We start from the raw sequence: 15554 nt of genomic DNA on the forward strand, positions 1-15554 counted from the left end.
AACCAGCCTCCATCTTTAGTCAATCTATATTTTCCATCTCGATTTACACTCTAAACGAGCTCCGGCTCCAAAATGTTTCACTTGCCCCAGGTTCTCCGCTCCATATCCTTAATTAACCTTAGATTGAAGTCTCTCCATCCGTCTCTTAAATTATTTCCACTGATATTTACATATTTGATGGTTTGACAACGAAGGTATTATGCATAAGAATTAAATGTATGTTGTTTACCGATGAATCTTCTAGCTTTCGGTTAGGAATGCGAACAAAACGTTTATGTATGTGAAGGGGCATGCATGCTTTTTTTTGATAAAAAAGGCATCTGCCCTTTTCTTGCCGTGTCTAACTAAAAAAATAAGGAGATGACTTGCCTTATGCAAGATCGAAGTATGCTTCGCCATTATGTCGGTTCTCACTGGCCTTCCTACCTCGCTGCCATCCTGCTGATTATCATCTCTAATATTGATCAGGCTTTACTCCCCCGTGTGGTTGGTAATTTTACAGATGAACTCCAGCTTCAAACACTCACCATGGAAAAAATTATTTATTACAGCCTGCAGCTGCTCCTCATTGCCATCTCTTATAATGCGCTGTTTGGCCTGGGTCAATTTATGATAATGCGGCTCGGACGCAGATTTGAGTACGTCACTCGTGAGAAGCTGTTCGGTAAATTTTCTGAGCTGAGTGAGAAATATTTTGCCAAGCAAGGTACGGGAAAACTGCTCAGCTATGTGATGAACGATGTAACCTCGGTACGTGAAGCGATTTCAAATGGAATTAACCAGACAACGAACGCTGTCTTCCTGCTCCTGTCCTGCATTGTCATGATGATGATTGACGGAATCCCCCTAACTCTGATTGCAATCAGCGTCGGTCCACTGCTTGCCATTCCGGTGCTCGTTGTCTATTTCGGACCACGGATCCGCGAGAGATCCAAGCATGTGCAGGAAGCACTTGCATCCATGACCGAGTCTGCTGAAGAGCAGCTAGGCGGGATTCGAGTAACCAAGACCTTTGCCATAGAGGAGACCCAGCAGAACCGATTCGGTGCCTCTGTTGATGCCATCCGGGATAAGCAGCTGCGGCTCGTAAGGCTGTCCTCTTTGTTTCAAGCCCTTCTGCCCCTGCTCGGGGCCGTGTCTCTAGTCATCTCCATTGTCATCGGCGGTTATATGACGATACAGAATACGATCAGCCTGGGAAGCTTCGTCGCGCTAACTCTGTATCTGCGCATGATTATGGGTCCCCTTCAGCAGATTGGGAATGTGATCAATATGATGCAGCGGTCCAGCGCATCGCTCGACCGGGTAAATAACCTGCTGGCTGAAATTCCGGATGTCCAAGAAGTGCCGGATGCTGTTCCTCTAAGCAAGGTGGAGGATATTACGATTCGTAATCTATCCTTCAAATATCCTGGAAGCAAGGAACATGCCCTGCATAACATCAATCTTACCCTTCCCGCTGGCAAAACCATCGGCATTGTGGGCCGCACAGGCAGCGGCAAGAGTACACTCGTCAAGCTGCTGCTGCGAGTCTACGAGCCGCCTGCTAACACCGTTTTTATCAGCGGTCTTGATATCAGGCAATTAACGCTTGAGAGTCTCCGTTCCAAATTGTCCTATGTTCCGCAGGACGGGTTCCTGTTCAGTACGACGATTCGGGATAATATTGCCTTCAGCGACCGCAGTGCATCCCAGACTGAAGTAGAAGCTCCGGCGAAGCAGGCGATGATCTTTGATAATATCATCCAGTTTCCGAAGCGATTCGATACCCCTCTCGGGGAACGCGGAGTCACCTTATCTGGAGGACAACGTCAGCGGACCAGTCTCGCAAGAGGACTGATGAAGAAGGCACCCTTGCTGATTCTTGATGATAGTATGAGTGCTGTCGATGCCGTAACCGAAACCGGAATATTGAACAGCTTGAAGAAGGAACGAAAAAACAAATCCACACTCATCATTTCTCACCGCATCAGCGCGGTCAAGCATGCCGATCTCATCGTCGTTCTGGAGGAAGGACGGATCGTGGAGCAAGGCAGCCATCGGCAGCTCATGTCACTAGGCGGACAATATGCATCCCTTGCCCGCATTCAGGAGGAGGGGTTAAATCATGGCATCTAAACCGAATCGGAGTGCATTTCGTGAAATATTAAGCTATGGCCGGCCGCACCGGATGAAGTTTGTACTCATCTTCTTCTGTTCACTGCTCGGTATAGCCGCTGAGCTGTCACAGCCATATCTGATCAAGATCGCAATCGATGATCATCTTGCAATCGGAAATACAGAGCTTCGTTTTCTCATCTACATTGCTGTTCTTTATTTGGTTCTATCCATAATTAGCTTCATATTTACGTATATCCAGAACAATCTGCTCCAATTCACCGGGCAGAGCATCGTCGCATCGCTGCGCAGGGATCTATTCAAGCACATCACAAGAATGTCCATGTCCTTCTTTGACCGCAGACACAGCGGCAGCCTGGTCACGAACGTATCCAGTGATACCGAGACGATCAGCCAGTTCTTTACTCAGGTGCTGCTCAGTCTGATTCGTGACGGCATGATGCTCATTATGATTCTCTTTTTTATGTTCCAGCTGGATGTTACCCTTGCGGCATACTCCTTGGCTGTGCTTCCGGTCATTGCGATCGTCGCCGTCCTGTTCCGTAATTATTTAAAGGAGACTTATCAACAAGCAAGAACCCGGCTGTCCAGACTTGTCGCCTTTATTGCAGAGAACCTGTCGGGGATGTTCTTGATTCAGGCTTTTCATCAGGAGAAGGAGCAGCTGAAGCAGTTCAACAAGCAGAATGAAAGCTACTATTCGGCCAATATTCGTCAGGTCCGCTCCAACGTTATATTTAACCGGACCTTTGATATACTGGGCAACATCGCTCTTGTATTGATGGTCTGGCTAGGGGGGCAGGCTGTGCTCGGCAAATCTCTTGAAGTTGGTGTGTTATACGCCTTTATCAGCTATATCCGTCAGTTTTTTCAGCCGATTAACCAAATTACGATGCAATGGAATACGTTCCAGTCCACCACCGTTTCCATGGAAAGAATATGGAGCATTCTCAGTACAGAGCCCGAAATTCCAGATCCGAAGGATGTGGATGCCGTAAGTCTGACTGCAGATCAAGTGAAGGGCAAGATCACATTCGACGATGTGTCCTTCGGTTATTCAGCGGACCAGCCTATCATTCATCAATTGAATCTTACGATACGGCCTGGAGAAATGATTGGTGTCGTAGGCACGACCGGTGCGGGCAAGAGTACGGTGATCTCTCTGCTGAACCGTTTCTATGATGTAACAGAGGGCAGCATTCTAATCGATGATATCGATATTCGGCGGCTGCCACAGCAGAGCCTCCACCGGATGGTCGGTCTCATTCAACAGGAGCCCTTCCTCTTCTCAGGCTCAATCATTGACAATGTGCGGATGTTCCGTGAGGAGATCAGCCGTGAAGAAGTTATCGAGGCGTGCAGCTATGTGGGTGCAGATCTGATGATCTCCAGATTGCCGGAGGGCTATGATACGCATCTGTCAGAGCGAGGAAGCGGACTATCTGCGGGAGAGCGGCAGCTTATATCCTTTGCCAGGATTGTTGTCTTCAAGCCCCGCATTCTCATATTGGATGAAGCAACAGCAAATCTCGATTCCCATACCGAGCAGTTGGTTCAGTCTGCACTTGATTCGGTTTCCGCCGGAAGGACGACGATCGTCATTGCGCACCGGCTGTCCACCGTGATGCATGCAGACCGTATTCTGGTCATGAAGGATGGTTCCATTGTCGAGTCTGGCAGCCATCCAGAGCTTATGCGGCTTGGCGGCTATTATAGAGAACTATACGATCATGCCCTGGAATCCGGTACGACTTCTAAGGAACATACGCATAATGATGCAGGATAGACCTGCTGTCCACTAGAGCCGACCGGCAGTTTTTACTGCTAAGTCGGCTATTGGTTCATGATGCAAAAGCTGGACTTTGGATGCAGTTCTCCGTGATGTGTCTCTTACAAAAGTCCTGTTTTATCCGACTTTCGTTGCCAATGCAGCGTTTCTGACCTTACAATTAATGGGTATATATACCAAGTTGATGACTTCACAGCTTCTATATAAGTAAGAACCCACTATACAAACGAGGTGAACAAGGTGACTAGAATTGTTGTCCCTCCTGAACGAATTCAGGAAATATCACAGCAATTTGCTCAAGCTTCTACGCTCACTAGCAGTATGATCTCTAACCTGAACGGACAGATTCTGTCTTTGCAGAGCAGATGGGCAGGCATTACGCAAGAACGTTTCTTTCAAGAATTTCAGGTCGCTCGCGGACAAATGGAGAGCTTCACCACTTCTGTTGCATCCATTGGAACTGAGCTTCGCTCCATTGCTGTTAAATTTGCCGAAACCGATCAGACGGCAGGCAACGGAATACATACGGACGGTAATTCTCAAGGACAACAGGTAAAGGAAACTTTGTCCAACCTCTTTGATCAGGGGTCAGACACATGGAATACCGCCAATGGCATACGTGGAAACTTGGCACTCGCGGGAACTGGCATGTACAGTCTTCTGGCGAGCACGCTTGTGCTGACCAAAACCGTTGAATTCAAGCGCAGTCCAAAGAATCCTACGCGGGCAGTTGTCCATAATGCCAAGTGGGTCAATGGCAAGGGTCCGAATACTTTTCTTAGCAACCTGGCACGCCGAATGGATAAACAGTTCCGCAATCCTGGACTTGTCATGAAGGGACTTAAAGGCTTCGATAAGTTGGCAGGGACATTAAAGATGGGTAAGCTTGGGCTCGGCTTCAGCAAAGCGAATAGCTTCCCTCAGTGGACTCGCAACGTCGTAGCCGGCGTACCTAAAGGGCAATACGGCATGAAAATTTCCGCAATTCCTAAGATGATAGGAAAGAGACTATTTCCGATTAACGTAGGACTGAATGTCTTGGATGAAGGGATTAAGACCGCTGCGAAAATTAAATCAGGAACTCTTACCGGTACGGATATCGCCGTATCTGCTTCCAATGTCGTGATTAAGTCCGCTGCAGCTGGAGCAGGTGCAGTTGCTGTTGGAGCAATAGGTGGAGTTTTATTTGGGCCGGTAGGTGCAGCTGTGGGTGCATACGTTGGAGGAAGTGCAGGAGCAGCATTAGGTGGCATCGCTGCAGGAGTAGCAGAAAAAGGAATAAAATGGGTGAGCGGATTGTTTAAATAATCTAAGCCATCACTCCAATCACTTAAATCAATTTTTCATCAAAAGAATAACATCTGATAAAAGAGTCTCTCATTCTAGCATTAGAATAACCCAGACCCTTGGAGGAAGCACCTTATGACTCTTATTAACTATCGTCGTAAAACCGCTATACTTTTTACATTTATAGCACTAGTATTTTTTTGTATCGGTATATTTCTCATTTGGTCAACTATAACTGATGATGTAACTTTTCTAATACGTATTTATTATTTATCTGGCGCGTTTCTTTGTTTCTGGTTTATAGGACCCCTTTTTTACTGGAACCTACTTAACTCAATTAGTAGAAGTACCACTCTGTTCTCTTATAATGAAGAGGGTATTCAGCTGAACAATGGGAAGAAAATAACCTGGAGCAATATTAAAAAGATTGAGCATATTGACGGCAAAATGAGTCGATTTATTCTGCCCGTCCCTTCTCACTTCCTGCTTACTACAAGTCATGGAGAAATCAAAATAACTACTCATAACCTGCTGAGAACAAGGGAAAGCATTGTGCTCAAAGAGCTCCGTACCACCTGGAATCAAAATAAAAACAAAACCTAATCTATAAGCTACTCTGCTTAGGAAGTGCATTCGAGTTTTATGCCGAAGGGCATGTCGCACATAGCTCTGCAAAAAAGAATGTAACCGAGCTGGGCAACTTCCTTTTGGAGGCAGTATACTATCATGACTTCTGTTACCTTTGAACGCAAAACTGCAATACGTAACACTCTGATCTGCTTCGTGTTCATTATTGTCGGTTTATTTCTTACCTGGGAAGTCATTAATGGCAGGCATAGTATGATCTTTAGATTTTATTATGCTTCTGGCGCTTTCCTAGCTTTTTGGTTTATGGGCCCTCATTTTTATTGGAGCGCTGTCAGGATGGTCGGCAGCAATATTTTGTTTTCCTATAATAAAGAAGGCATTGTGTTAAACGACAATCAGACCATTCCTTGGCATCAGATCAAGAAGCTTGAGAGTATCGAGGGGAAAATGAATAAATTCCTGCTTCCCGTACCCTCTCACTTTCTTGTTGTACTGAACGACAAGTCCGAAAAAAGGATTTATACTTACAGTCTGCTGAAAGACAAGGACAGAGAGGTACTAAAAGAGCTTCGTTCAGCTTGGAATCAAAATAAACACAAAAAATCATGACCACTCCAAAAGTTTGAACCCATTCAAAACTGTCCTATATTTTATGGAGGCAGATCATGACTAAAGTAACTTATCATCGTAAAAATGCTATTATTCACACCTTGATATGTCTCCTCTTTTTTCTTATCCAGAGCATTTCTTGCAAAAATCATCTATTAATCAGCCAAAATATCGTTAGCAAAAGGAGATCTTATGGACAAATCATTAATTACGTTATCCATCGAAGAGTTTGGTTTTGCACTGGCTTCCTTGGGCGCAGATGATGTCGCAGCCGGCCTGCTGAAACCGATGTACGGTGAACTTAAAGAAAATGAATGGGAGCTAGTGCTGAGAGCAGCATCTCATAGTCTTCTATCCAAAGGCCTCATCGTACGTATGGAAGAAAATGAAATTGAATTCGTCCCTGAGCTTCTGGATATGCTTGTTCATTTTGCGAAGAGCCGGAGCATGCTGAGAGGCTACACCGATTGGGACGGCCAGGAGAAAGTTCTGACAATTCATAAAGGAACCGAATCCGGTGATCCGTACCTCTATCACTTATCTATTGATCAGCGCATTCACCTATTTACTTGGACAGAGCCGAGTGAATGGGAAGAGGAATTATATCGCCTATACGTGGGACAAGCACGCACTCTCCCGCTTGACACCTCCTCCCGTTTCCAGCTGCCTGAATCACAGTGGAGCCAATTGACAGAGAACCCTTCTCTTGAAAATGCCGATCGTTTAATAAACGAATGGTCTGTCAATGCCGCGGATAAGGATCTGATTGTATCCTGGTGCGCAGATTTTCAAGCATCCGGACGAAGCCTGGATAACCTCAGCATTATGAATTATTCACAGGAAGAGCTGCCGGCTGCAGAGAGCATATTGCTGCTGCTCCATACAGACAACCATTTCTGGAGCGTATATGATGCACCACAGGAATCAGATGCCGAAACGCTCATCACGATTGAACGTACTGGTGAGAACAGCCTCCGGAATCAGCTTCAGGGCATGATCAAGCAATTTGCCAATCAGTAATACCTAATTGTATAGCTCACCTCCTTATCCTGCATGAACAGGTATAAAATTCAGGTTTGCTTGAAAAAATACTTGAGTATGCGAAGATGGGAGGAGGTGTGTTACTGATGAGCAAGTCTAAGAACCAAGCTACAAAAGCCGAGGTCAACTCCACGAAGCTGAACAAGCTGCCGGTACCTGGGGAGAATGACACTGAATTTTCTGCTGAAGAAGCAGCTCATGTGTTTGAGAAGCAGCCTTCATCCCAAAATAACAATCTGGAGCAGGATCCAAATCTGTAGTTCAACAGAGCTGAACCTCTCTATACCAAAATAAAAGCTTCACGGCCACCTTATGCCGTGAAGCTTTTTTTCACATTACCTGCGCAGCGCATTGGAGCTGACTACCCCATAACGGGACAGAAGTTTTCGTCCGATCAGTCCTACGATTCGATCCGTGAGAAATCCCATGAGCCCCAGGCACAAGAGTCCAACAAAGATCCAGTCGGTGCGGAAGAAGAGCCGTGAGTTCCAGATCAGGTAACCCACTCCCTCATTGGAAGCAATCATCTCTGCTCCAATAATCGCCATGAAGGAGGTCCCCATAGCTAACCGAATGCCTGTGAACATATAAGGCACGGTCGCTGGAACAATGACATGAAGAACAATTTGCCACTCTGACGCCCCCATGCTTCTGGCTGAACGAATCTTATCCTCTTCCACAGACAGAACACCCGTGAGCGTATTCAGTGTGACGATAAAAAAGGTTGCGTACAGAATGAGCATAATTTTGGACGTCTCCCCGATGCCAAACCAGACAAGGAACAGTGTAATGAAGGCAATCGGCGGAATAAACCGGATAAAATTCAGAAACGGCTCGGCGAATAGCCGGATCGCATTCACCTTCCCAATGGTAATGCCTACAGGTATAGCCAGGAGACTGCCAAGAGTCCAGCCCAGAAGCACCCGGTACGAGCTGATTCCTATATATTGGAGCAGTGTACCATCCATGAACAGCTCATAACCGCCTTGCAGTGTATAGATTGGTCCCGGTAGAATTTCCGGTTCATATACAAGTGACAGCAGATGCCACAGAATGATAAGTGCGAACCAGAAGGTGATATGCAGTGCAGCTTTTTTATACTTGTTCATAAAAATCTCCGCCTTCCGATATCCGCTTTATTCATCAAAATGGGATTGAATTTGGTTATAGACTTCATGAAACTCAGGTGCAGACAGATCTCTAGGATAGGCAAAAGGGACATCATACACATCCGTAATTTTGGAGGAGGGACCTGCAGACATAATACCAATTCGCTGCCCAAGAAGCAGCGCTTCCTGAATATCATGCGTTACAAAAATCACCGTCTTGTCTGTCTCCTGCCAGATCTTCACGAGCTCTCGCTGCATCGTTCGTCTCGTCATCGCATCCAGCGCACCAAAGGGTTCATCCATCAGTAAAATAGCGGGGTCATTGGATAGAACTCTGGCCAGCTGAACTCTCTGCTTCATGCCGCCTGACAGCTCCCTGGGGAACTTGTGCTCATGGCCCGCAAGCCCTACCATGGATATATATTGATCCGAAATTTGCTTGCGTGCTGCAGCCGGTATCCGCTTCATTCGAAGACCAAACTCCACATTCTCCCTCACCGTAAGCCAAGGGAACAGGGAAGAGTCCGCCTGCTGAAATACAACCGCACGATCCTGTCCCGGTCGTTCAACCTCTTTCTCCCCAACCTTGACCTGCCCGGATGTCTTGGACACGAATCCTGCGATCAGACTGAGCAGTGTAGATTTACCGCAGCCACTTGGACCAAGCAGGATAAAGAATTCTCCTCCTTTGACGGTCAAATTAACGTCCTGAATGATGTAATGGAGCTCCCCTTGAGTCTGATGAGTAAAACTCTTATTAAGCTGCTCGATATAGATCTCATTGGCACTTGCTGCTGCTCTCATACGTATCCCCTCCTTATTCCACTTCAACCCGATCCGGAAAAGCGGTGCGAATCAGATCCAGATTTATCTTCTCTTTCAGATCAAAATCCGTTTCAATCGTACCCGAACCTATCATGTATTCCTTCTGTCCGACCAGTCCTTCATAGGCCTTCTCGCTAAACCCAACGTTCCATGGATTATTGGGCAGGTCCTTCAGCGTAGCTTCTCTCGGCTGCTTGACTTCCTCATACAGAATATCAGCCGTTTCATCGGGATTAGCTTGGGCGTATTTGGAAGCTTCGTCCAGCGCTTTTAGAAAAGCAACCATGCCGTCTTTGTTATTTTCCAACACTTCATTGGTTGCAATTAATCCCGTACCCAGCCGCACAGGCGTCTGTGACATATCTGTCAATTCATGAGCTTCCTCCAGTGCGCTGAATTTCTCATTCAGCACAGCCCCGTATATCCAGGTTGCATCAATCTCTCCTTTTTGAAGAGCAACATAAGCTTCGTCAAATGCCCCTTGGCCTATGAGCTCAACCTCGGATAAGGACACTCCATTCTCGGATAGATACACATCCCATAAGTAAGGAATAAAGGTACCTCTGGAGAAGCTCAGCTTCTTCCCCTTCAAATCCTCCGCACTCTTGATCTCATTGCGCACATAGAGCTTCCACTCCTTGGCGCCTTGATCGGTAGCGCTGCCTGAAGAAGCGAAGATGGAGTAGTCTCCCTTGCTCACTGCATTAATAAGCGGATAATCCGCTCCAAAAGCAACATCTACCTGTTTAATGAAGAGCGAGTTAATTCCTTCTGCAGGTGTTGCAAAAGTGATAAGCTCTGCGTCAATCCCGTGTTTGTCGAAGATCCCCTTGCTCTTGGCCACACGAAATATCGGATTTGTTGAAATATCTGCAATTCGGAGCTTAAGCTTACTGCCTTGCCCTTCTGCAGAAGTTCCGCAGCCGCTAAGCAGTGAGACCGTAAGAACAAGGGCAGCAAGAAGGCTTACATAACGGATGATCGCTCTCAATTTACTCATTTTGATCCCCGTCCTTTCGCTGCGTGACTTCGTCCTGAGTCGCTACGCAGAAGGCTCCCTCACCATAGGATTCCGTTCCCAGTATTTCAACGGCACTGACCGCTCCTCTTGGAGCTGCACCAGGCAATCGGAAATCCGCGACATCCAGTGGAGCAATTTCCACTTCAACAGGCTGTTCGAGCTGGGGAACCCAGTTATAAGGAACTCGGTAAGCACGATAAACCATATTGGCATTTATTTTATTTTTGTATGGAGAGATGTACTCCCACACAATCTCATGCTCTCGTGTGACTTCAAAGATTCGCCCATCTGCTCCTTCGGTAATAAGCGTATTTCCATTCGGGAGGCGCTGGGCGGAGCTGATATAGGGGCTGTAGAACCGGTAAGCATCAAGAGGTACAATATATCCTGCCTCTGCCGGTGTATACTGCCATTCAATTTCGAGCGTAAGCGGGTTGATCTCAAGAATTCGGGAGTAGTCACGACGTGCTACCTTTACGCCGTCCGGTGCTTCTGGGTTCGGAGCTCCGAAGCCGGCCCAGCCCCCGTTATCGAACACAAGAATATTTCCTTCTCCAGGCAATCCTTGAGGTATCAGATGAGCATGGTGCTGTCCAATGATCCATCCGATTTGCTTAAGCTCCTCTGTCCCATAGTCAGGTCCCAGCTTCCATACGATGCTGCCTGTCTTCTTATCCGTAATGGCGATAATATTCGTCTCCCGCGCATCCCATATAATATTATCCGGATGGAATCGTTCATCGCCCGCATCGTAGTGCTTATTAGGTCCTAGAACCGATGCTGAATTGATATGCATCCAGTCTCCGGCATGACTACCAAAGCCTCGGGAGTTCGGATCGCGGTAAAGTGATCTTTTGGCATCCTCATCGAATCCGAGCTCTTCAAAGTGGTCGCTCACTGACCATTCCCATACGATGTTTCCTTCCCAGTCCACTTCAATAATGATGTCATCCAGCAGCTCCTTATCAGATATTTCTGGGCGGTGTACGTTCTTGTGAGCGAGAATGATCGTATTGCCGGAGTCTATCTTCGGCTCCTGACCAGGGACATAATAGCCTACCGGATTCCCTTCGCGCTGGTAATCATGATGCTGGCGAGCCATCCACTCTCCTTCATGACCTGGATCCTCAATCCACTCCTGCCGATCAAACTTCCAGACAATATTGCCATCCCAGTCGACCTGGACCAGATTTGCTTCATCCTGAAATCCGTATTTTGGATCTCTTTCCTTCGTGCTTCCCAGCACATATCCGCCTGGAAAAAGCTTGTTCGGAAATCCTCTTAATCCCTTCCACAGCCGCACTTCTCTGCCGTTCATATCAATAAGCAGTGCTCCCGTATCCGCCGCCTGAAAAATCGTGTACCCTCCCCATGCCTTCTCTGGCAAATATACCGTTGCCCCTGTTGGATAAATCGTTGGATGTCCCATATTCATTTCTCCCCTCATATTTGTGGTTTAACTAGCAAAGGATCATATAATTGCAGCAATTCTTATTATTTTTAGTAGGATATAAATCGGTTGGGTCTGTCTAATTCACTGTCTGATTGACTCTCTGACTCATTCACTGATTTAGCGGTTGTCTGATTCACGGACGCTTCTATCCGTTTAATTACATTGTCTGACAACCCCTCTACCTGTACATTCAGTCGGTTCAGAAAAGTGACAGCAGACTTAAGCTCCTCGTTTGTAAAGCATCCAAAAATCTCATCAATGATAATGGAGCCGCTATCCTTGTTCCGCATAATCATTTCCTTACCCGATGGAGTAATTCCAAGAACTACAGATCTCCGGTCGGTATCACTCCGCTTGCGTATGGCATAACCACTTGCCTCCAGCTTGTCACATAAGGCAGTCACCGCTCCTGAGGTAAAATCAAGCTGCTCTGCAAGATCTCCAAGCCGCTGATCCCCTTCACGCAAGACCGTATTCAGGATAAGAAGACCTGGGAGGGAGATGCCTTCCACCGATACCTTGTCTCTCTCCTTCACAAATCTTCGTACCACTTTGCGGAACAAATAATCGACCTCTTCCATCAGAATCCAATCCTTCTCCTGCATATCGCTCCTTTCAGGTGCATACCATGGAATGCAAAAAGGCCCCTAGCACCTCTTCACGCATGCATTCGCATCACGAAGGAAGAGATGGTTAGGAGCCTTTGGTTGGTCCAATCGGCTGACCGTTATGTATTGAGTTAGTTAGGCAAATGGTATGAATCAAATGCTGATCTTTCGCTTCATACCAAATGCTTCAGTATTAAAATAACGATTGCTTAATTAATGAACATTTACTTAATGACCACTCATTTAATGAGTTGTGGTGTAAATGTCTTGTTGCAAGATTAAACCAATTAATCCAACCTGTCAAGTATGTTTTTATATAAAAAAGCCCTGAACTCAGAATTGCGGTAGAATTCGTTTGCATTTGAGAAAGAAGCAATCAACATCATAAATGAATATACGAATGGGCCTAGGATCCGCCGAGTGTTTCGTGCGCTCGGTCTTACGGCAGCTTCTTTCTATTTTCAGCTACTGCTTAATATTTTTTAACTGCTTTTGTAAATCAAAATTAACGGGCTTAGGAAGATAAGCCCACTTTTCTCCATTTTGAATCCATTCTTTTAGATAACCCTCGTAGGTGTATTCTTGATCATCATCGTGAAAGCCAAACTCAAATCCACAGCATGGACATACGATAAATGATTTATATCCATATTCATCTATAGGAGGTTCTTCCAATTCGTTGTATCCACAAACAAGACAAGTGTATGTTTTCATGTTTATACCTTCTCACTAATTTTTTTGAGCCTGTCTCTTTAAGATAATACTTCACTCCAATCTTAACTAGTATATACGTTACTTGAATCATAGAAAAAGGATTATTGCCATCCTTCCTTGCCTGCATCTATTCCGGGAATCAGCAGACAACTTACGATCCGAGCCCACATTCACCTCGCAGCCCTACTTACAAAACAAGGCCAGAGCTTCGCATACTTGCGGCTCTGGCCTCACCCCCGCCCCCCCATAAAAGGGGATGCGAAGGTGCCTTTGAGGTTTGCCTCCAGCGATTAGCGGAGAGGTGATTGTGGAGAGAGGAAGCGTCAGCGCTCGTTTTTTGGCTGCTGATTCCTTCCTTGCCTGCATCTATTCCGGGAATCAGCAGACAACTTACGATCCGAACCCACATTCACCTCGCAGCGCTACTTACAAAAAAAGGCCAGAGCTTCGCATACTTGCGGCTCTGGCCTCACCCCCGCCCCCCCATAAAAGGGGATGCGAAGGTGCCTTTGAGGTTTGCCTCCAGCGATTAGCGGAGAGGTGATTGTTGAGAGAGGAAGCGTCAGCGCTCGTTTTTTGTCTGCTGATTCCTTCCTTGCCTGCATCTATTCCGGGAATCAGCAGACAACTTACGATCCGAACCCACATTCACCTCGCAGCGCACTTAGCTGGAGTAAATTATGTTCAGTTTTTTCAAAACCTCAACTCTTACTTCGCACTCACCTTCAACCGAATGACATTCCAGCTCGCCTTAGCAAGCTGTGCAGTTACCGTCGTACCATCGACGACTGCATTTCCATTCTTATGAGGAGCTACGCGATCTGGCTGCCCTGCTGTATTCACTGCTTTCAGATCATCGCTTTCGAGTACAATATGCTCAATGATCTGGCATTGGCCGAAGCTGCGCAGATCCACTTCCACAGGCAAAGACTCATCGAGATGACGGTTTACAGCAAAGACGGTAACCTCCTCGGATTCTTCATTATGGATCGCAATCGCTTCAAGGTAAGGAACGTCTGTAATTTCCTTCGTATCATATTTAGGAGATTGAATCAACGGCACAAGGGCTTGACCACGACCGTATACAGAAGTGTGCAGATAAGGGTAATAGATCGTTTGTTTCCAAGCAGCACCGCCATTCTCAGTCATAATCGGAGCAATGACATTGACCAGCTGAGCGAGACATGCCATTCTCACACGGTCGGAATGCTTGAGCAAGCTGATCAGCATACAGCCAACAAGCAGTGCATCCTCATGATTATAGACGTCCTCGAGCTGTGGAGGAGCAATTTGCCATGGATCCATCTTGCTGTCGTTCTCATTGGAGTGGAACCATACATTCCATTCATCGAAGGAGAGGAGCATCTTCTTCTTGCTGCGCTTCTTCGCTTTGATATAATCACAGGTTGCGGTTACAGTCTCGATAAACCGATCCATTTCAAGGGATCTCGCCAGGAACAACGCAGAGTCTTGTTCACGATTTCCGTAATATTGGTGCAAAGATAAATACTCTACATGATCATAGGTATGATCAAGCACAGTCGCTTCCCATTCGGGGAAAGTCGGCATGTTGATGCTGGAGCTTCCACAGGCTACGAGTTCAATGGTCGGATCTACCCACTTCATGACCTTGGCCGCCTCAAGCGCGACTCTACCATATTCTTCTGCCGTTTTATGTCCAATCTGCCATGGGCCATCCATCTCATTACCAAGACACCAGGTCTTAACATTGTGCGGATCCTTGTAACCATGCTTAATACGCAGATCACTGTAGTAGGAGCCGGAAGGATGATTGCTGTACTCGACAATATTACGAGCAGCGTCTACTCCACGTGTACCCAGGTTAACGGCCATCATGACCTCGGTATTAGCCTTCTTCGCCCAATCAACGAATTCATTGAAGCCAAACTCATTGGTTTCCACTGTACGCCATGCCAGCTCGAGACGGCGTTTACGATCTTCCTTCGGACCTACACTGTCTTCCCAATTGTAACCGGATACAAAATTCCCCCCTGGATAACGGACAATCGGAACCTGAAGATCCTGGATAAGTCTCATTACATCCTGACGTAAACCTGCTTCATCCGCAGTCTCATGACCTGGTTCGTAAATTCCTCCGTATACCGCACGCCCTAAATGCTCTATAAATGAGCCATAAATTCGTTTATCTACTTCTGCAATTCGAAAATCTTTGTCGACGATCATCTTTGCCTTATCTGCCATGAATTATGCCAACTCCTTAAATTAATTTAATTATTAATCCTTTAAGTAACTCATAATTCCCTCTTTTATTAAAATCCAAATAAAACTTAAATGCAATAACAATTTTGAATTTTATAAAATATAATTGAATTTATTTAATAGTTAATCCTATAATAAGAGTTAAGAATTA

The 15554-nt window shown here is 46.2% G+C and carries 14 protein-coding genes; 7 read left to right on the top strand and 7 right to left on the bottom strand.

Going from position 1 to position 15554, the window contains the following annotated elements; all coding sequences use genetic code 11:
- The first annotated feature begins 372 nt into the window (after positions 1–372).
- From BLW49_RS18860 to BLW49_RS18890, 7 genes are all read left to right on the top strand, one after another.
- Entirely contained in the window at positions 373–2118 is a 1746-nt protein-coding gene (locus tag BLW49_RS18860) for an ABC transporter ATP-binding protein (RefSeq protein WP_076312068.1), read from the top strand.
- Positions 2108–3904, top strand: coding sequence for an ABC transporter ATP-binding protein (locus BLW49_RS18865; RefSeq protein ID WP_090726171.1), 1797 nt, complete (start codon positions 2108–2110; stop codon positions 3902–3904). Before BLW49_RS18860 ends, BLW49_RS18865 begins: the two co-directional genes overlap by 11 nt.
- Positions 3905–4147: 243 nt before the next feature.
- The gene (locus tag BLW49_RS18870) at positions 4148–5215 is read left to right on the top strand and encodes a WXG100 family type VII secretion target (protein WP_090726173.1); all 1068 of its coding nucleotides are present in this window, start codon (positions 4148–4150) and stop codon (positions 5213–5215) included.
- A gap of 114 nt (positions 5216–5329) precedes the next feature.
- Positions 5330–5797 (top strand): DUF5381 family protein, encoded by a 468-nt coding sequence (locus BLW49_RS18875; RefSeq protein WP_090726175.1) that lies wholly within the window; start codon positions 5330–5332, stop codon positions 5795–5797.
- 123 nt (positions 5798–5920) lie between these two features.
- Positions 5921–6391, top strand: a complete 471-nt coding sequence (locus BLW49_RS18880) for a hypothetical protein (RefSeq protein ID WP_090726177.1) — start codon at positions 5921–5923, stop codon at positions 6389–6391.
- 192 nt (positions 6392–6583) lie between these two features.
- Positions 6584–7411 (top strand): hypothetical protein, encoded by an 828-nt coding sequence (locus tag BLW49_RS18885; protein WP_090726180.1) that lies wholly within the window; start codon positions 6584–6586, stop codon positions 7409–7411.
- A gap of 107 nt (positions 7412–7518) precedes the next feature.
- Positions 7519–7692 (top strand): hypothetical protein, encoded by a 174-nt coding sequence (locus tag BLW49_RS18890; protein ID WP_170862328.1) that lies wholly within the window; start codon positions 7519–7521, stop codon positions 7690–7692.
- Between the two features lie 75 nt (positions 7693–7767).
- On the opposite strand, the gene BLW49_RS18895 is transcribed toward BLW49_RS18890, so the two are convergent.
- From BLW49_RS18895 to BLW49_RS18925, 7 genes are all read right to left on the bottom strand, one after another.
- Positions 7768–8541, bottom strand: a complete 774-nt coding sequence (locus tag BLW49_RS18895) for an ABC transporter permease (RefSeq protein WP_076312075.1) — start codon at positions 8539–8541, stop codon at positions 7768–7770.
- A gap of 27 nt (positions 8542–8568) precedes the next feature.
- On the bottom strand, positions 8569–9345 hold the full coding sequence (locus BLW49_RS18900; RefSeq protein WP_090726182.1) for an ABC transporter ATP-binding protein: 777 nt from the start codon (positions 9343–9345) through the stop codon (positions 8569–8571).
- Between the two features lie 13 nt (positions 9346–9358).
- Positions 9359–10366: an ABC transporter substrate-binding protein gene (locus tag BLW49_RS18905; protein WP_090726184.1), complete on the bottom strand. Its 1008-nt coding sequence runs from the start codon at positions 10364–10366 to the stop codon at positions 9359–9361.
- Positions 10359–11816: an aryl-sulfate sulfotransferase gene (locus BLW49_RS18910; protein ID WP_090726186.1), complete on the bottom strand. Its 1458-nt coding sequence runs from the start codon at positions 11814–11816 to the stop codon at positions 10359–10361. Before BLW49_RS18910 ends, BLW49_RS18905 begins: the two co-directional genes overlap by 8 nt.
- 71 nt (positions 11817–11887) lie before the next feature.
- Positions 11888–12445: a MarR family winged helix-turn-helix transcriptional regulator gene (locus tag BLW49_RS18915; RefSeq protein WP_090726189.1), complete on the bottom strand. Its 558-nt coding sequence runs from the start codon at positions 12443–12445 to the stop codon at positions 11888–11890.
- Positions 12446–12913: 468 nt separating this feature from the next.
- Complete coding sequence (locus tag BLW49_RS18920) at positions 12914–13162, bottom strand: hypothetical protein (RefSeq protein ID WP_090726192.1); 249 nt, start codon at positions 13160–13162, stop codon at positions 12914–12916.
- A gap of 708 nt (positions 13163–13870) precedes the next feature.
- Positions 13871–15385, bottom strand: coding sequence for an arabinosylfuranosidase ArfA (locus tag BLW49_RS18925; protein WP_090726194.1), 1515 nt, complete (start codon positions 15383–15385; stop codon positions 13871–13873).
- Between the last annotated feature and the right edge of the window lie 169 nt (positions 15386–15554).

Source organism: Paenibacillus sp. PDC88 (assembly GCF_900106725.1).
Taxonomy (GTDB): Bacteria; Bacillota; Bacilli; order Paenibacillales; family Paenibacillaceae; genus Paenibacillus; species Paenibacillus shunpengii.